This window comes from Agromyces bauzanensis (assembly GCF_014645655.1).
Classification (GTDB): domain Bacteria; phylum Actinomycetota; class Actinomycetes; order Actinomycetales; family Microbacteriaceae; genus Agromyces; species Agromyces bauzanensis.
On the sequence record NZ_BMMD01000017.1, the window covers coordinates 71,050 to 88,029 of the forward strand.

The 16,980-nt window shown below is 70.9% G+C and carries 17 protein-coding genes and 2 pseudogenes; 6 read left to right on the forward strand and 13 right to left on the reverse strand.

The genetic code is table 11. The features are described 5' to 3' along the window. Positions 1-14 precede the first annotated feature (14 nt). Positions 15-143, reverse strand: a complete 129-nt coding sequence (locus IEX31_RS19305; RefSeq protein ID WP_268236992.1) for a hypothetical protein — start codon at positions 141-143, stop codon at positions 15-17. On the opposite strand from IEX31_RS19305, the gene IEX31_RS19630 reads away from it, so the two are divergent. Next, a complete protein-coding gene (locus tag IEX31_RS19630) occupies positions 133-417 on the forward strand; it encodes a hypothetical protein (RefSeq protein WP_188744043.1) in 285 nt (94 codons plus the stop codon). The two genes, IEX31_RS19305 and IEX31_RS19630, sit on opposite strands and share 11 nt — an antisense overlap. Before the next feature lie 102 nt (positions 418-519). After that, positions 520-1,998 carry a flavin monoamine oxidase family protein gene (locus tag IEX31_RS14020; RefSeq protein ID WP_188744044.1) on the forward strand — a complete coding sequence of 493 codons (1,479 nt, stop codon included), beginning with the start codon at positions 520-522 and terminating at the stop codon, positions 1,996-1,998. Here the strand turns inward: IEX31_RS14020 and IEX31_RS14025 are convergent. Both IEX31_RS14025 and IEX31_RS14030 read right to left on the reverse strand, forming a co-directional pair. Further along, complete coding sequence (locus IEX31_RS14025; RefSeq protein ID WP_188744045.1) at positions 1,895-2,644, reverse strand: Pr6Pr family membrane protein; 750 nt, start codon at positions 2,642-2,644, stop codon at positions 1,895-1,897. The genes IEX31_RS14020 and IEX31_RS14025 overlap by 104 nt on opposite strands. Positions 2,645-2,733: 89 nt before the next feature. Next, the gene (locus IEX31_RS14030) at positions 2,734-3,366 is read right to left on the reverse strand and encodes an amino acid ABC transporter ATP-binding protein (RefSeq protein ID WP_344999118.1); all 633 of its coding nucleotides are present in this window, start codon (positions 3,364-3,366) and stop codon (positions 2,734-2,736) included. Positions 3,367-3,795: 429 nt separating this feature from the next. On the opposite strand from IEX31_RS14030, the gene IEX31_RS14035 reads away from it, so the two are divergent. Beyond that, complete coding sequence (locus IEX31_RS14035) at positions 3,796-4,122, forward strand: hypothetical protein (protein WP_188744046.1); 327 nt, start codon at positions 3,796-3,798, stop codon at positions 4,120-4,122. 61 nt (positions 4,123-4,183) lie between these two features. Here IEX31_RS14035 and IEX31_RS14040 read toward each other — a convergent pair whose 3' ends face one another. The 3 genes and pseudogenes from IEX31_RS14040 to IEX31_RS14050 form a co-directional block, all read right to left on the reverse strand. Next, on the reverse strand, positions 4,184-4,438 hold the full coding sequence (locus IEX31_RS14040; RefSeq protein ID WP_188744047.1) for a hypothetical protein: 255 nt from the start codon (positions 4,436-4,438) through the stop codon (positions 4,184-4,186). Between the two features lie 86 nt (positions 4,439-4,524). Then, positions 4,525-5,669, reverse strand: a pseudogene (locus IEX31_RS14045) (acyl-CoA dehydrogenase family protein). Further along, complete coding sequence (locus tag IEX31_RS14050) at positions 5,666-6,937, reverse strand: CaiB/BaiF CoA transferase family protein (RefSeq protein WP_188744048.1); 1,272 nt, start codon at positions 6,935-6,937, stop codon at positions 5,666-5,668. The pseudogene IEX31_RS14045 and the gene IEX31_RS14050 overlap by 4 nt, the downstream one beginning before the upstream one ends. A 169-nt stretch (positions 6,938-7,106) precedes the next feature. Here IEX31_RS14050 and IEX31_RS14055 point away from each other — a divergent pair, with 169 nt between their 5' ends. After that, positions 7,107-8,471 carry an NAD-dependent succinate-semialdehyde dehydrogenase gene (locus tag IEX31_RS14055; RefSeq protein ID WP_188744049.1) on the forward strand — a complete coding sequence of 455 codons (1,365 nt, stop codon included), beginning with the start codon at positions 7,107-7,109 and terminating at the stop codon, positions 8,469-8,471. 117 nt (positions 8,472-8,588) lie between these two features. On the opposite strand, the gene IEX31_RS18970 is transcribed toward IEX31_RS14055, so the two are convergent. The 6 genes and pseudogenes from IEX31_RS18970 to glsA form a co-directional block, all read right to left on the reverse strand. Beyond that, a complete protein-coding gene (locus tag IEX31_RS18970) occupies positions 8,589-9,620 on the reverse strand; it encodes a hypothetical protein (RefSeq protein ID WP_229662372.1) in 1,032 nt (343 codons plus the stop codon). After that, positions 9,509-10,669 (reverse strand): SidA/IucD/PvdA family monooxygenase, encoded by a 1,161-nt coding sequence (locus tag IEX31_RS14060; protein ID WP_229662373.1) that lies wholly within the window; start codon positions 10,667-10,669, stop codon positions 9,509-9,511. Before IEX31_RS14060 ends, IEX31_RS18970 begins: the two co-directional genes overlap by 112 nt. Beyond that, a pseudogene (locus IEX31_RS18975) lies at positions 10,635-10,949 on the reverse strand (FAD-dependent oxidoreductase); the annotation flags it as partial. The pseudogene IEX31_RS18975 and the gene IEX31_RS14060, both read right to left, overlap by 35 nt. 92 nt (positions 10,950-11,041) lie before the next feature. Next, complete coding sequence (locus tag IEX31_RS14065) at positions 11,042-12,676, reverse strand: response regulator transcription factor (protein WP_188744050.1); 1,635 nt, start codon at positions 12,674-12,676, stop codon at positions 11,042-11,044. Between the two features lie 137 nt (positions 12,677-12,813). Then, a complete protein-coding gene (locus IEX31_RS14070) occupies positions 12,814-13,191 on the reverse strand; it encodes a hypothetical protein (protein ID WP_188744051.1) in 378 nt (125 codons plus the stop codon). Positions 13,192-13,309: 118 nt separating this feature from the next. Further along, positions 13,310-14,605 carry a glutaminase A gene (gene glsA / locus IEX31_RS14075; RefSeq protein WP_188744052.1) on the reverse strand — a complete coding sequence of 432 codons (1,296 nt, stop codon included), beginning with the start codon at positions 14,603-14,605 and terminating at the stop codon, positions 13,310-13,312. Positions 14,606-14,785: 180 nt separating this feature from the next. Here glsA and IEX31_RS14080 point away from each other — a divergent pair, with 180 nt between their 5' ends. Continuing rightward, positions 14,786-16,021, forward strand: coding sequence for an alkaline phosphatase PhoX (locus IEX31_RS14080; protein ID WP_188744053.1), 1,236 nt, complete (start codon positions 14,786-14,788; stop codon positions 16,019-16,021). Here the strand turns inward: IEX31_RS14080 and IEX31_RS14085 are convergent. After that, positions 15,928-16,425 carry an iron chaperone gene (locus IEX31_RS14085; protein WP_308423537.1) on the reverse strand — a complete coding sequence of 166 codons (498 nt, stop codon included), beginning with the start codon at positions 16,423-16,425 and terminating at the stop codon, positions 15,928-15,930. The genes IEX31_RS14080 and IEX31_RS14085 overlap by 94 nt on opposite strands. A 141-nt stretch (positions 16,426-16,566) precedes the next feature. On the opposite strand from IEX31_RS14085, the gene IEX31_RS14090 reads away from it, so the two are divergent. Then, positions 16,567-16,836 (forward strand): acylphosphatase, encoded by a 270-nt coding sequence (locus IEX31_RS14090; RefSeq protein WP_188744054.1) that lies wholly within the window; start codon positions 16,567-16,569, stop codon positions 16,834-16,836. Positions 16,837-16,980 lie beyond the last annotated feature (144 nt).

The window sequence follows — 16,980 nt, forward strand, 5'->3', positions numbered from 1 at the left end:
CCGGCCCGTGTGCGTCAGGCGGCGGATGCCGCGTCGCCCACCTCGCTCGCCGCGCCGGTCGGCGGTGCGACGGGGGCGATGCGGAACGTCAGCCGGAAGCGCTCGAGCAGGGCGCTCCCTCCGTCGAGGATGGTGACGCCCACTGGCGGTCCCTTCGAGGCGACGGCCCCGCGCGCCCGAGACGAGGTCGCGGAAGCCCGCCGGCTCGACGGCGAGCTCGAGCACGGCCTCGGGCACGACGTCGGGCACCGCGCGGCGCGGCTGCGGGAGCGCCCGCGGCCCGACGAGCAGGTCGCGAACGATGAGCAGCGCCCATCGATCCCCGACCCGCTCGAGGGCCCGAGCGAGCCGCTGTACTGGCCGAAGCCTCGAGCGGCGCGCGTGGCCATGGATCGTGCCCGGTCAGGCCGACAGTGAGCGCCGCGTAGACGTCCTTCGCCTGCTCGGCGGCGGGCATGTTCCGGAGAGCGCCCGCGCCCACCCGCGCGGCGAAGCCGCACAAAAGCTAGCCTGAGTCCCATGGACTCTCGGGCGGCGTCCGGCGGCATGGCCCGGCGAACCTTCCTCACTGCGTCGCTGTCGGGGATCGCCGCCGTCGCCCTGTCGAGTTGCACGTGGCCGCCGCCGGAACCCACGCCGACGCGCGCGGCCACCCCGTCGCCGATCCCCGGCGTGCCCAAACCCACGGCGATGGAGCGCTCGAGGTGGGCCGACGACCCGTTCGCACGCGGGGCCTTCAGCTTCGACGCCGTGGGCTCCACCCCCGAGCTTCGCGAGGCGCTCGGCGAGCCGGTGAGCGATCGGCTGGTCTTCGCCGGAGAGGCCTGCTCGACGGATGCCCCGGGCACGCTGCAGGGGGCACGCGACTCCGGCCTGCGCGCGGCCGCCCACGTCATGCGCCCGGGCAGCCCGGGCGAGCGCGTCGCCGTCATCGGCGCGGGCGTCGCCGGGCTCACGGCCGCCCGAGAGCTCCTGGACGCCGGCTACGAGGTCATCGTGCTGGAGGCGCGCGACCGCATCGGCGGCCGGGTCGACACGGTCGAAGACCCTTCCGGCGACGGCACCGCCGAGTTCGGCGCGATGTTCATCGGGGATGACGCCGGTCTCGAGCTGGCGCTCACCGCGGCCGGCGTCGACGTGCGTCCGACGCCGGACAGCACGCTGGTGCGCACGCTCGACGGCACGGCCGTGGAGCCGTCGGATGCCGGGTGGCAGGCGATCGCGGCGGCCCAAGCCTGGGCGCAGGGCAGTTCCGAGGACGTCTCGCTCGCCACGGCGCTCGCGACGTCGGGAGTGCTGCCCCTGCCCGACGAGCCCGCCGCCGACGGCACAACGCCCGCGGACTGGCTCCGCCACTCGCTCGCGAGCGGTGTCGAGCCCGCCACGGGCGCGCTGCCGACCACCGTCTCGGCGCAGCGGTTCGACGCGGCGCGCGCCGAGGCATCCGTGGCCTTCGTCACGGGCGCGCTCTCGGACTGGCTGACCTCGCTCGCCGAGCCGCTCGAGGTGGTGCTGTCGAGCGCGGTCGTGCGCATCGCCTACGACGACGAGCGCGTGGGCCTGCGATTCGACTCGGGCGAGTCGCTCAGCGCCGACCGGGCGGTCGTCACGGTGCCGCTCGGCGTGCTGCAGACCGACACGATCGCGTTCGAGCCCGCCTTGCCGCTCCTGCACCAGCGCGCTGTCGCGACCCTCGGCATGGGAGTCGTCGACACCGTGCGGATGCGGTTCGACGAGGCGTTCTGGCGGTCGCCCGCGCCTGCCACGGCGCGGCCCGGCGACGAGCCGGCCGAGCCCCCGGTCTTCCTCAGCACCGTGGGCGGGGTTCCGGCGGTGGGCCTGTGGATCGACGTCGGCGTCGCGTCGGGCACCGGCGAGCCCGTGCTGGTCGGCCTCATCGCGGCCGAGCAGGCTCGGCGACTGGAGCAGGTGAGCGATCGGGAGTTCCGGGAGGCGGTTCTGCCCGGGCTCGCGCCCTTCGCCACAGCCGCCGGTTGATCGCGACGAGCGCCGCGGTGAGCATGACGAAGATCACGAGCACCAGCGCGCAGTACAGTGCGACGCCGACGGGTCCGTCGACCTGAGCGACGTCGAGGAAGAAGTACGGGTACCACCCGACGTCGGCGCCACGCACGAGCGTGTACGCCAGCCAGATCGACGGGTAGACGAGCACCCAGCCCACGGTCGACCACGGCACCCGCGGGTTCAGGCCAATGACGCTGTCGCTGGTCCACGCGAGCACCGCGAGCCCGGGCACCACGAAGTGCAGGAGGGTGTCCGACCACGGCACGTCGACGCGGTAGTCGCGCGTCGACGCCTGCGAGACGATGAGCCCGAACACGATGCCCGACGCGAGAACGTAGACCGTCACGATCGTGCGCAGGATGCCGAGCCACGGCGGATCGCTCGGCGCCAGGAGCGCGAACGCGCCGGCGATCAGGAGGGTCGCGACGGCCGCGAACGCCGATTGCACGGTGAAGTAGCTGAAGAAGTTCGCGGTCGCGAACGACCGGAAGCCGAGCACGTACTGGTAGTTGCCGACGATCGCCACGATCTCGACCACCGCGACCGCCACGCGGAAGACGCCGAGCGCGCGTCTGGCCTGCCAGCCCCAGGGCACGTCTCCCGGGCTGCGAGCAGGCATGCCTCAACGCTACGCCCTGCCCCATGCGGAGCCCCGTGGCGACCTTCGGGGCGGCGGCGCGGGCCGGCGGCACCCGCCGAGTCCTGCCCTCAGTCGAGCGGACGCAGGATGCGGTCGAGGAAGCGGCGGGTGCACTCCTCGGCCGGCTTGGTGAAGATGTCGCCGGTGGCCCCACGCTCGACCACGACGCCGCCGTCGAGGAACAGCACCTCGTCGGCCGCCTGCCGGGCGAACTGCGGCTCGTGCGTCACGACGACCATGGTCCAGCCCTCGTCGGCGAGTTCCCTGATGTCCTGCAGCACCTCTCCGACGAGCTCGGGATCGAGCGCGCTCGTCGGCTCATCGAACAGCAGCAGGTCGGGCCTCAGCGCCAGCGCTCGCACGATGCCGACGCGCTGCTGCTGCCCGACCGAGAGCTGGAACGGGTACGCGTCGCGCTTCTCGGCGAGCCCGACGCGGTCGAGCAGGGCGGATTCCTCGGCGGTCGCCCGCGCCTTCGGCACGCGCTGCACACGCACGGGCCCCTCGCTGACGTTCTCGATCACGGTCATGCGCGGGAACAGGTCGTGCCGCTGGAACACCATGGCCGACCGGTCGCGCATCGCGAATCGTGCGGACTTCGCGATCGGCTTCGAGAAGTCGATCTCCGGTCCGCCTGCGAACGACAGGATGCCGCAGTCGGGGGTCTCGAGGCCGAGCTTCTCGGCGACCGCCTGGGCCACCTCGACGTCGTACCCGACCAGGTCGCCCGAGCCGTCCTCGTGGTAGCAGAACGGGCGGCGAGGCCGAGGACGGTGCGGACGCGTGACATGGGTGGGGTGCTCCGTTCGTGACGTAGACAGGGTGCCGGTGCTTCGTCCGGTCGCTCCAGCGCGACGAGTTCATCACGAGGGCGACCCGCGAGTGACCGCGCGACTCCACGTTGCATCTCACTGGCGTGACATTCGTCCGATTTCCCCTGCAGTTGACGGGATATCGCCGACCGGTCGGCGGTTGGCGGCTCCGACGGGCACATTCCAACCGCGGCATACCGGCTCAGCCCGCGGCGTGCAACCCCTCGCGCCCGGCCTCGAAACGCCACTAGTCTGGCGGCGTCGCGGGAGTCCTCTCCCGCGTCGCGGTGCTCGCCCCACCAACCCGAAGGAACCCCAATGATCACGTTCACCCTGCTCGTCCTCATCGGCGTCATCGGCGGCGCACTCGCGCTCGTCGGCGGAATCTGGCGTCTCCGCGCGCGCGGCGGCAACACGATCGTCGGCGTCATCGAGATCATCGTCGCGGCGCTGTTCATCCTGTCGTTCTTCGTGCCCGTCCCGTGGGGGTCGGTCGTGCTCGGCGTCGCGACACTGATCGCGCTCGTCGTCGCCCTCTTCGCGGGCGGCCGCACCGGCCGCGGAGTGACGATCGCGGCGATCGTGGTGATCGCCATCTGGTTCGTTCTCGTGAACCACTGGATCGTGATCCCCGGCATCAACTGATCGAGGACAGTACGAGGGCCGACCGTCCAGCAGGACAGTCGGCCCTCGTCAACCCCCGGGGTCAGCGGCCGTACGCGGAGCTCCAGGCGAGCGCGTCGACCGCGTCGCCCCCGATCTCGGGATGCTTCGCCCGGAACTGCGCCGAGTCGGCGCTGAAGTCCGCTTCGAGTCGGCGAGCGGCCTTTGCGAGCGCGGGTCCGGCTTCGCCGCCGAATCGCGCGATGACGCGCGCGTCGTCTCGTGCCGGGCGGGGCGTCGTGCCCCATCCGGTCCACTCGACCACGGCGCGGGTGAGACGAGGCTCCATTGCCTTCATCGTTTCTCCTTCGTTGGGAACGCACGCCCACCATAACTCCGCGAGCGTGCTGGTGGAACTCCGCGATCGCGGAATTCACGATCGGGTCAGGACGTGTTCAGTCCGGTGAGCGCCCGACCGAGTACGAGCTGGTGGATCTCATCGGTGCCCTCGTAGGTGCGCACCGACTCGAGGTTGGCGGCGTGCCGCATGACGGGGAACGCGTTCGTGATGCCGTCGCCCGCGAGGATCGCGCGCGCCTGATGCGCGATGTCGAGCGCCTCGCGCACGCTGTTGAGCTTGCCGACCGAGATCTGAGCGGGCGTGGGCGCGCCGCGCTCCTTCAGCCGCCCGAGGTGGAGCGCGAGCAGGATGCCCTTCTCCACCTCGACGAACATGTCGGCGAGCTTGGCCTGAATGAGCTGAGGCACGAACGGGCCGTGCCCATGGCGCCCCAGACGATGCCGTAGCGCGCCTCATTGAGGCATCCGAACGGACCCGGGAGGCCGGATGCCTCGGGCAGCATCGCGTCGGCGGGCACGCGCACCCCGTCGAGGTCGACGTCGCACTGCACCGAAGCGCGCATCGAGAGCTTGCCGTCGATGGGCGTCGCCGTGAACCCGGGCGTAGGCGTCGGCACGAGGAACCCGCGCACGGCGTGCCCGCCCTCACCGTATGCGCCCGACGGGTCCTCGACCCGTGCCCACACGACGGCCACGTCGGCGAGCGAGGCGAGCCCGATCCAGCGCTTGGCGCCGTCGAGCACCCACTCGTCGCCGTCGCGGCGCGCGATCGTCGACATCGCGGCGGGGTCGCTGCCACCCTGCGGCTCGGTGAGCGCGAAGCATCCGATCAGTTCGCCCTTCGCCATGCCCAGGAGCCACCGCTGCTTCTGCTCCTCGGAGCCGTACCTGTGGATCGCGCTCATCGCGAGCGAGCCCTGCACCGAGACGAACGTGCGCCAGCCGCTGTCGGCGGCCTCGAGCTCGAGGCACACGAGCCCGTACGAGACGGCGCCGGCCCCGGCGCATCCGTAGCCCGTGAGGGGTATGCCGAGGAACCCCAGCGCGCCGGGCTCGCGCACGAGCTCGCGGCGGAAGTGCTTCCGCTCGAAGTGGTCCTCGATCACGGGCAGGATGCGCTCCTGGGCGAAGCGCCGGGCACGCTGCTGCCACTCGCGCTCCTCGTCGGTGAGCTGCGCGTCGAGGTCGAACACCGCGTCGATGCGGGGGGTGACGGTTCCGTCGGTCATCGGGGCCCTTTCGGTGATGAGTCCTGGGGCCGGGCGAGCGGCCGAGCGCGCGGGAGCCAGTCGGCGCCACCGTGCTCGCCGAGCGCGGGCGGCGCGGTGCGGTAATCGGCCGGGGATGCGGAGAGCCCGATGGGGTTGGCGATCGAGCGGTGCGCCTGCGCAGGTCGAGGGGCGAGCGCAGCGAGCGTCCCGAGACCCGGCCGAGCCGGGGCATCCGCCTCCTCGATCTCGGCGACCGGCTCGAGGCCGAGCGACTCGGCGAACGCGATGGCCTCGGCGACGTCGTTCACGATCCCGGCGGGCACGCCCGCGCGCGTGAGCGCGTCGACCCAGTGCGCTTCGGATGCCGCGGCGAGCGCCTGCTCGATGGCCGCGCGCAGCTCGTCGCGATGCGCGACGCGGGCGGCGTTCCCCCGGAACCGCGCGTCGTCGGCGAGCTCGGGCGCGCCGAGCACCTCGGCCAGGGCTCGGAACTGCTTGTCGTTGCCCACCGCGATGACGAGGTCGCGGTCGGCGGCACGGAACACGGCGTAGGGCGCGATGCTCGGGTGCTGGTTGCCCATGCGACGGGGCGGCGTTCCCGTGGCGAGCGTCGAGGAGGCCTGGTTCGTGAGCGCCGAGAGCAGGCTCTGCAGGAGGCTCACCTCCACCAGCTGGCCCTCACCGGTGCGGTCGCGCTCCCGCAGCGCGAGCAGGATGCCGGCGACGGCGTTCTGGCCGGCGAGCACGTCGACGAGCGCGACCCCCACCTTCGACGCCTCGCCGTCGCGTGGGCCCGTGATGCTCATGAGCCCGCCGACGGCCTGCACGAGCAGGTCGTACCCGGGGAGCGCGGTGCCCTCGCCCGTGCCGAACCCGGTGATCGAGCAGTACACCACCCCAGGGTTCACGGCGCGGACGGCCTCGTGGTCGAGTCCGAACCGTGCCATCACGCCCGGGCGGAAATTCTCGATGACCACGTCGGCGGATGTCGCGAGCCGGCGCGCCTCGGCAAGCCCCGCGGCATCCGCGAGGTCGAGCACGACCGACCGCTTGTTGCGGTTCACGCCACCGAAGTACGTGGCGCGACCGGTGGCGTCGACGGGCGGCGCCCAGTGCCGGGTGTCGTCGCCCGCCGGCGCCTCGATCTTGATGACGTCGGCGCCGAAGTCGGCGAGCAGCATCGTCGCGTAGGGGCCGGCGAGCACCCGGGAGAAGTCGGCGACGCGGATGTCGCCCAGCACGCCGTGACCCACTTCGTCCTCCTCGGCTCGACCACTCGCCACCATACCGAGCGGGTCTCGCGCCGCGGTTGTACACCCCGTCGAAGCCACGCCGGGAATCCGCCACCGCGTCGGTTCCGGAACATCCGGTCGCCGCTTAGGCTGGTGACAGGTGTGCACCGTCGTCGCCGACCGGTCGGCGGGTTCGAGGTGCACTCAGCCCCAGAGGAGCCCCATGAGCTATGCCGTGACCAATCCTGCGACGGGTGAGGTCCTCACGACGTACCCCACGATCACCGACTCGGAGCTCGAGTCGGCCATCGCCTCGGCCGACGAAGCGCACCGCACCTGGTCGAAGTCCACGACCGTCGAGGAGCGCGCCGCGCTCATCCGTCGCGTGGGCGAACTGCACGTCGAGCGCCGCCAGGAACTCGCCGAGATCATCGTGCGCGAGATGGGCAAGCCCATCGAGCAGGCCCTCGGCGAGGCCGACTTCGCCGGCGACATCTATACGTACTACGCCGACCACGCGGCCGAGTTCCTGGAGGACGAGCCCGTGCGGCTGCTCGCCGGCGAGGGCTCCGCGGTCATCCGCCGCAACTCGCTCGGCGTGCTGCTCGGCGTGATGCCGTGGAACTTCCCGTACTACCAGGTCGCCCGGTTCGCAGGTCCCAACCTCATCATCGGCAACACGATCCTGCTCAAGCACGCCGAGCAGTGCCCCGAGTCGGCCGAGGCGATCCAGCGGATCTTCCTCGACGCGGGCTTCCCCGAGGGCGCGTACGTGAGCATCTATGCAACGCACGACCAGATCGCGACCGTCATCGCCGACCCGCGCGTGCAGGGCGTCTCGCTCACCGGCTCGGAGCGCGCCGGAGCGGCCGTCGCCGAGATCGCCGGACGACACCTCAAGAAGGTCGTGCTCGAGCTCGGCGGATCCGACCCGTTCATCCTGCTCTCCACCGACGACCTCGACGCGGCCGTGCAGAACGCCGTCGATGCGCGCCTCGACAACAGCGGCCAGTCGTGCAACGCGGCGAAGCGCTTCATCGTGGTCGACGAGCTCTACGAGCCGTTCCTCGAGAAGTTCACTGCGAAGATCGCCGAGGTCGAGGCGACCGACCCGACTTCGAGCGACTCGGCGCTCGGGCCGTTGTCGTCGCTGAAGGCCGCCGAGGGCCTCGACCAGCAGGTGAAGCGCGCGGTCGAGCACGGCGCGAAGCTCGTGCATGGCGGCACCCGCGACGGCGCGTTCTTCCAGACGACGGTGCTGACGGATGTCTCGAGCGACAACCCCGCGTCGAAGGAGGAGTTCTTCGGCCCCGTCGCACAGGTGTACCGCGCCGCCGACGAGTCCGACGCGGTGCGCATCGCCAACGACATCCCGTTCGGTCTCGGCTCCTACGTCTACACGACCGACCCCGAGCAGGCCGACCGCGTCGCGAACGCGATCGAGGCCGGCATGGTCTTCGTGAACCTCGTGCTCGCCGACGGCGCCGAGCTGCCGTTCGGCGGCGTCAAGCGGTCGGGAACCGGCCGCGAGATGGGTCGCCTCGGCGCCGACGAGTTCGTGAACAAGAAGATGATCCGCATCGGCTGACGCCCGCGCCACCCGCGCTGTGCGACGACAGGAGCGGGCGACCGGAACAGGTCGCCCGCCCCTGTTTTCGCGTTCGCGCCGCATCCGGCTCCTGTTCCGGACGCGGAGCGTTCACGCTCAGGAGCCGGTGTAGGGCACGCGCTCCCAGGAGAGCACGCCTTCGCCGGGGCCGGAGTTGGGCTGCACGGAGACCCGCAGCCATTCGTTCGATGTCGCCGCGCCTTCCACGGTCACCCGGCGAAGAGAGTCGACGTCGTCCTGCCCGTAGATCTCCAGCCAGGGCGAGCCGGCCGCCAGCGGCGAGTCGTCGGTGTAGACGTGGCTGTCACCGTTGAACAGGTAGACCTCGCCGCCGAAGCCTCGAGCACCCTCGGCGAGCGCGTCGACGATGGGGAGGAACCCGCTCACCAACTCGGGGTGCTCGGCGGCCCCGAGCTGCAGCAGGAACGGGTCGAACATGTCGGCCTGGGTCATGATGACGACTGCCCGCGCATTGGTGCGCTTCGCGTCGGCGAAGGTACGCTCGAGCTGCTCGACGTCCGCCGCGGTCCGGGAGGCGACCTCCTGCAGCTGGGCGGCTGTGGGTACGGACAGGCCGAGACCCGTCCAGGGCATCAGCGAGTTGTTGGATCCCTGCACGTTCAGCACGGAGAAGGCCACGCGCTGCACGCCGAACCTGACGTTCTCGGGCAGGGCCGAATCGGGCACGTCGACCGGCATGTTCGCCCCGAGGGTCTTCCCTGGGTCCGAGAAGAACACCGAACGCAACGCCTCGAGGCGTTCCAGCGGGTCGAAGGAGCCGTTGTTGGTCCGGTGGCAGTCCACCCACTCGTTGTCGCCGGGGGTGTAGACCAGCGGTGCCTCGAAGCGATCGAACTGGGCCTTGATCGCGGCGAAGTACTCATCGGTGCACAGTGCCGAGCCCGCCTTGATGTCGCCGACGTGCGAGACGAAGCGCAGGTCCTCCTGCTCGTTCAGCTCCGACACCATGGCGGGGAACCGGGCGATCTGGGCGGAGCCGTAGGGCACGTCGCCGATCACGGCGAAGCTGAACGACTCGTCCTGCGGGGCATGCGACGATCCGGGAGCGGCCTGAGCCGGGGCGGCAGCCGACGCGAAGAGGGCCAACGCGACCGCGGCGACCCCCACGAATTCCTGGGTTCTGGACAACGACATGACGGGCTCCAATGCTGGGTCGGGGTGAATACGTCAGGGCGAGCGTCACAGTAGGCACGGCAGGCGACGGCGCCGCGAAGCGCGGGTGGCGCCGCGGTGAACAACCGACCTCTGCACTCGCGTCCATCCCGTCGCCCGCTGATGTCCGGGGCGAGGTGCCGTCGGACTACCGTTGCGACAGGGCGAAGGGACCTGGGCTTCGGCTCCGACGCTCGGCGGCTCGCCCCCATCTGTCGCGCGAGGAAGGCCGCATCGCTGACCGCACCGGGCAGCGTCGCCGACATCACGCTGTGCATCCCCTCCTGGCCGAGCACGTACAGGCCGGGAACCGCGGTGACGACGCCGTGGCGTTGCACGAGCCTCCCCTCGTCATCGAACGCCGGCACGTCCATCCAGCGAAGGTCGTCGCGGTACCCCGTGCACCAGATCACGTTGGCCACGTCCAGCACGTCGCCTCCGGTGACGACCGGTTTCCCGTCGCGGGTCCCCGTCACGCGGGCGACGCGCAGCACGCCGGCAGCCTCGAGGTCCGCCGTCCTGGTGCGCATCAGCGGAGTCCCCTTCGAGCCTGCCTTGGCAAGCACCGTTCGCCCTACCGGCGTACCGAGCGTCAGGATGTGCAATCCGGCGAACCGCATGGCCGGGAGCACGAACCGGGCCGCCGTTCGTCCATGACGCACCGGCAGCTCGCCCGACGGCGTCCCGGCGAGGATCGTCGGGCGCGTGCGGCTCAGCTCCAGGGCGATCTCGGCGCCCGAGTTCCCCACCCCGACGGCGATCACCGGCCCCGGCCTGAGTTGGCCCGGATTGCGGTACTCGCTCGAGTGCAGTTGGAGGATGGATGCCCCGAGCCCCCGAGCGAACTCCGGCACGTCGGGTGCGCCGCATCCTCCCGTTGCCACGACCACGTTCCGCGCCCTCCAGCGGCGTTCGCCCCGAGGAGACGACGAAGTGGCCGTCTTCGCGTCGGAGTCGTTGGACGCGAACGCCGGTGTACACCGGCAGCCGGAAACGCGCGGCATACGTCTCGAGGTAGTCGGCGAGCTCGTCCTTGGTCGGGAAGCCGAGTCGATCGCCGGGGAACGGCATCCCCGCGAGTCCGTCGTACTTGGCCGGCGTGAACAGGCGCAGGGAGTCCCAGCGCAGGCGCCACGCATCGCCGACGCGTTCGTGTGCGTCGAGGATCGCGATGTCGCGGTGCTGCGCCATCAGGTGGTATCCGATCGCGAGTCCGGCCTGTCCGCCACCGATGACGACGGTGTCCAGCATCCGACCCGCTGCGTTCTCAACGTTGCTGTTCATGGTGCCGACGATAGGAATCGCGGGGGTCGGCGGCGTCGGGCGGATGACCCATCCGCTCGGTCGACAGCGTGGGAAGTTCTGTGCAGAGGCCGTCAGTCGGCCATCCCGTGCCGATAGGCGTAGGCGGTCGCCGCGGATCGCGACGAGACGCCGAGCTTGGCGAAGATGTTGCTGAGGTGGCGGGCGACCGTCTTCTCGCTCAGGTACAGGTCGAGCGCGATGAGCCGGTTCGTCTTCCCCGCCGCCACCAGACGCAGCACCTCTGCCTCGCGAGCGGTCAATCCCCCGGCCCGTCCAGGCGGCTCCGAAGCCATCAGCACCTCGACGGCGCCGAGCGCCTGCCTGGCGTCCAGGCCGACGAAGACGGAACGTGCGGCGTCGAGTTCCATCGATGCCGACGGTTCGTCGCCGAGCACGCGGCAGGCACCCGCGGCCAGCACCCGGCATCGTGCCGCCTCGTAGGGCACGTCGAGCTCTCGCCAACGCGTCCACGCGCGCCGCGCCTGAACAAGGGCGGCGCGCGCGTCACCCTCTTCGAGCCGGAGCGCGGCCTCGGCCTGGTCGACGATGGCCTGCATCATGGGCATCGGGCTCGTCCGTTGCAGTGCATCCAGCTCGTCGGCGACGGTCCGCGCGGCGGTGACGTCGCCGGCGGCCAGTTCGATCTCGACGACGGCGGGGAGCATCCACCGCCGTTCGGACGGGTCAGCGCGGTCGATGGCACCTCGGATGAGCGATTGGGCGAGAGTCGTCTCGCCTTGGGCGAGACGGAGCAGCGCGAGCCCGGGCTGGGGTTCGTATCCGGTCTGAGCGGCCCGCTCGTACGACGATTCCGCCAGGTCGAGCTCCCCGCGCAACCGACGCACCTCGCCGTCCTGGTACCAGGCGCTGAACTGGCCGTCGTGATCACCGCGTGCCGCCCGTTCCCGCGCCGACGCTGCCGCGGCGAGGGCGTCGACCCACGCGCCGTGCAGGATGAAGAGCGCTGCGCGCTGCGCCTGGCACTGTCCGCTGAAGGCGATCATGTCGGGTCGCGCCTCGCACCAGTGGTCGAGCGCCCGCGTCCATTCGTGGGCGCGACGCAGATCGAACGTGAGACGACAGCATTGCAGCACGGTGCAGTACACGATGCCGGACGGAATGGGCGAGATCTCCCCGGCGGTGACGGCGACCATCACCTCGTCGAGCAGCATCAGCCCTGCCGCTGGGTCGCCCATCATGATCTTCGCCTGGCCCAGCCCGAGGTGCGACAACGCCATGAGGTCGGCGTCATCGAGCCGATGCGCGAAGCTCGCCGCCCGCTCGAAGGCGACGGCGGCGCGGGCTCCGTCTCCTGTGTAGAGTGCGCCGAGGGCCTCGGGTATCAGCTGGAACCCCTCGCCCGGGCCCGATGCTGGACCGGGCTCGACGAGCCGCTGGGCACGCGCGAACCATCCGGCGCTGCGCGCGCGATCGCCGAGGTCCATGAGGTGCATTCCGAGCCAGGCAGCGCATCGTGTGGCACCGACCACGTCTTGGGCTCCGAGGAACGCCTCATGCGCACGCGTCAGGGCGTCGACGCCGTCCTCGGCGCGCCCGACCAGGAGGAGGGCGGTGGCGAGGTGCTCGAGGTCCTGGGGAGCGATCGTGTTCTCGTGTTCGGCTTGGTCGAGCGCCGCGATGGCCTCGCTCCAGTGATGTCCCTGATATGCAGCACGGCCCCGATCGAGGGCGGTCGGCGCGTCCATGACGCCTCCACGAGCCGTCGGATCCGGGTGGCGCCTGCGCGCCCGCGTTCGGCCCACCCTCAGGCTAGCTTCGCCCCGCAACGCTGACAACGTGGCGACGCGCCGGACGTGCGGAGTCGAGCGAACGCCGCAGTCCCTCAGCGCTGCTCCGACGAGTCGACCTCGTCGCGCCGCGGCAGGGTGATCTGGTCGACGAGCGATCCGGACCGACGTGCGAACTCGGTGCCCGGGGTCCTGCTCCGCCGTCGTCCGGCGGAGCTGCCCCGCTGTGCCGCGCAGAGCACGAGCATGATCGCGCAGGAGACGACGTAGAACGTGTGCAGCGCCCAGATCGGACCGACCGGCAGGCTGAACACGTAGACCGAGTACACGGCGTTTGCGGCGTTGATCATCGCGATACTCGAGAGGCTGTACGACGAGACATCCCGGGTGCGCAGCGCCTTGCGCAGCATCGGCAGGTTGCTGACCGCGAACACGACGGCCGAGACCGTGCCGGCGATCAGTGGGATGTCCATGCCCAGAACGGTAGGCGGGGCATCCGTTCGCCGCGTCGGCAGAACTCCGCATCTTCCCCCGCGGGGCGCATGGGTCATTCTGTGCACGGGCGGCGGTCGCCATCCGGCGCCGGACGAGTCACCTCGCTCCCGACGAGCGAATGCCGAGGCCGGGCGCGAGTTCGAGAGACTCGGCGTTCAGCACGCGCACCTCGATGCCCGCGGCATCCGCCTCGCGCACCGTCGCCGCGAGCAGCCGCTCGGCGATCGGCGCCACCCGCGTGACGTCCTCGAAGTCGAGGCCGAGTGTCGTCGCGCCGGTGTGCTCGAGGAGTCGGCCCGCGTCGTGCACGACCTGCTCGGCCGCCAGGAAGTCGAGCTCACCGCGCAGCGCGATCGTCACGCTCGCGGTCGCGCGGTCGACGGTGACGGCGCCGGTGGGCGATGGAGGCTTGGCGGTGTGGTCGAACATGTGCAGGCCCGACCGCGCCGAGAGCATCTCGAGAAGGGCGACGCCCCGGCTGCTGTTGCCGGCAGGATCCAGCGGCGGACTGAACACCCCCACTCCGAACTCTCCGGGCTTCACCGCGACGATACCGCCGCCTACGCCCGACTTCGCGGGCATGCCCACGCGGAAGATCCATGCTCCGGAGCGGTCGTACATGCCGCACGTGGCCATGAGCGAGAGCGTGTCGCGGGCGACGATCTCGTCGACGACCTGCTCGCGCGTCAGCGGGTGCACTCCGCCGTTCGCGAGCGTCGTCCCCATGAGCGCGAGGTCGGTCGTACTCACGAGCAGCGCGCACTGGCGGAAGTACGGGTCGGTCGCGTCGTCGACATCGTCGGTGCCGAGTACGCCCGCCGCGAGGGTGAGACCCGCGAGGGCTCGATTGCGATGTCCGGTCTGTGCCTCCGAGCGGTAGACCGCCTCGTCGAGGTCGAGCTCGCGGCCGGCGAAACGGGAGAGCGTGTCGCGCAGCCGCGCGAACCGCTCGTCGGCTCCGGCGGCGGGGATGAGCGAGGTCGTCACGATGGCGCCGGCGTTGATGAGCGGATTCGCGGGCCGGCCGTCCTCGTCGAGGCTGATGGCGTTGAACGGCTCTCCACTCGGCTCCAGGCCCACATGTCGCAGGACCTCCTCGGGGCCGAGCTCGGCGAGGGCGAGCGCGTACACGAACGGCTTCGAGATCGACTGGATCGTGAAGAGCGCATCGCGGTCGCCGGCTCCGTAGACGCGACCGAGCACGCTCGCCATCGAGATGCCGAACGCCCCGGGGTCGGCGCCCGCGAGCTCGGGTATGTAGTCGGCCACCGCCCCGTCGGCGACGCGGGCCGCAACGTCGACGAGGGCGTCGGCCAGCGCCTCATCGACCGGGCGGCCGAGCAGCGCGGTGTCGGTATCGTACCTCGCGTCGTCGCTCGTCGGTTCCCCCATGGCGGTCATGCTACGCGCGCACGGCCCGCCGCGGCATCCGTGCTCGACTCGGCAGTCGCCGCCGGACGTCACGTCCTGTTCATCGAATCATCAGCCGCTGCTCACCCGACGGAACGGTCGCGACACCCTCGGCTCCCTAACCTGAGCGTGTTCATCCCAACCGAATACGGAGCACTTGACATGCGCATTCGTACCATCGCCGGCGCCGCGTTCTGCGCGACCGCCTTCGCCCTCATCCCCGCCGGGGCGGCCTCCGCCGCCAACGGCCCGATCGGCTTCGACCCGATCGACGGCACCCCGTACGCCACGGCCACGCCCGACTGGACCGAGCCGTTCGTCATCCCCGACGGCTTCACGCAGCAGCTCGTGGCCGACGAGACCGTGCTCGACATCTACGCCGGTGCCGACGACCTCACCGACATGAACACCGTCAACGAGACCGGCCCCGAGGCCGGCCGCTACCTCTACCGAACGCACGAGGTGGGCTCGAACGGCTCGCTCTCGGTCGTCGACCTCGAGACCGGTGAGGCCAAGGTCATCGCGCAGGACGCCGGCTGGCGCCGGCTCGACGGCCTTCGCTGGACCCCGTGGGGCACCCTGCTGTTCGCCGAGGAGACCGCCGGCGGACGCCTCTTCGAGGCCTTCCTCGACCCCGAGGACCCGACCGTCGTCACTCGCATCGAGGAACGGCCCGAGGTCGGCATCCTCCGCCACGAGGGCATCGAGGCGCTCGGCGACGGCACCGTCTTCGTCATCGACGAACTCAACGGCGGCTCGATCTTCAAGTTCGAGCCGACCACGCGCGGCGACCTCTCCGACGGCCAGCTCTACGCACTGAAGCTCACGGGCCTCAGCGACGCCGAGCAGCTGTGGGACTCGGAGACCTACCAGCAGAAGGTCGGCGCCTTCGAGTGGGTCGCGCTCGACATGGACCAGGTCGTGGTCGATGCCGATGAGGCGGCGAACGACGTCAACGCGACCGAGTTCGGTCGTCCCGAGGACGTCGAGGTCATCGGCAACGTGCTCTACGTGGCCAACACCTCGGAAGACCGGGTCGTCGCGATCGACCTCGCGAAGCAGGAGCTCACCTCGTTCGTCGAGAAGGGCGTCAACACGCCGGTCGAGGACGCGGAGGCCGGCGTGACCGGGTTCAACAACCCAGACAACCTCGCTCAGGGCCCCGACGGCCGCCTCTGGGTCGTGGAGGACAACTACCTCTCCGACGTGTGGGCCGCGAGCCGCGACAACGACCAGGACGGCGCCGCCGACGAGGTGGAGCAGTTCGCGTCGCTGATCGACACGGGCGCGGAGATCTCGGGCATCTACTTCGGCAAGGACCCGAAGACGCTGTTCCTCAATGTGCAGCACCCCGACAAGGCGCTCGCCGACGGCACCTGGACGATCACCAAGCGCTGACGCGCGACCACGAGGGGCGGGCGGCCGGGACATCCGGCGCCCGCCCCTTCGTCGTCGTCAGCGCTTCTTCGCGGCGTCGACTCGTCGCGTCGCAGGAGCACGATGCGGTCGACGACGGAGTCGGGCAGCGGATGCTCCGGGGTGAACCGGATCGTGCCCTTCGACCGCGAGAACCCCTCGAGCTCGGCCTCGACCGCGGTGATCACCGGCGGACTGAACGGGTACAGGCCGATGTGGTCCTTCGTCGCCATCACGCCGAGCGGCGGCGAGTCCCGGGAGCGCAGTGCCGGCATCCCGTAGCTCATGCCCTCGAGGGCGTCGGGTACGAGCGACACCGCCCGAGCCCGGATGCGTTCGATCAGGTCGCGCTCGGGGCCATCGAGCCGGGCGATGTAGTCGCTCATCTCCCCCATGGGCCCTCAAGATACGCCCGGCGCGGTCGCTGAATCGACGGTACTCGCCACGGTCCGTCGCAGCGTGGCTCGCCTCGTCCCCCCACCTCCGACCGCTCGCGGCCGTTCGAGACGTGCGAATACGCTGGGGACATGATCCGGAGGCGGGTGATCGTGCACGGTGAGGTCCAGGGCGTGGGCTTCCGCTACTCGGCGCGGTTCGAGGCCGCGCGGAACGGCGTCGCCGGCTGGGTGCGGAACCGCCCCGACGGCACCGTCGAGGCCGAGATCGAGGGTGACGAGGCATCCGTCGCCGGCATGCTCGAGTGGTTCGCCGAGGGCCCGCCGGGTGCAGTCGTGCACCGCACCGAGGTCTCGACGCTCGACCCTGCCGGCGATCGCGGCTTTCGGGTGACGGGGTGAGCGGAGCCTCTCGGCAGACCATGCCACGGAAGGAGCGGCGATGAGATTCCCTAGGTCAACCTCAGGCGGCGATTTGTTGCATGGCGCCTCCGTGGAGTTGGGGGTTGTAGGTGGTGTGGTCTTGCCAGCAGCGCCAGATCACGC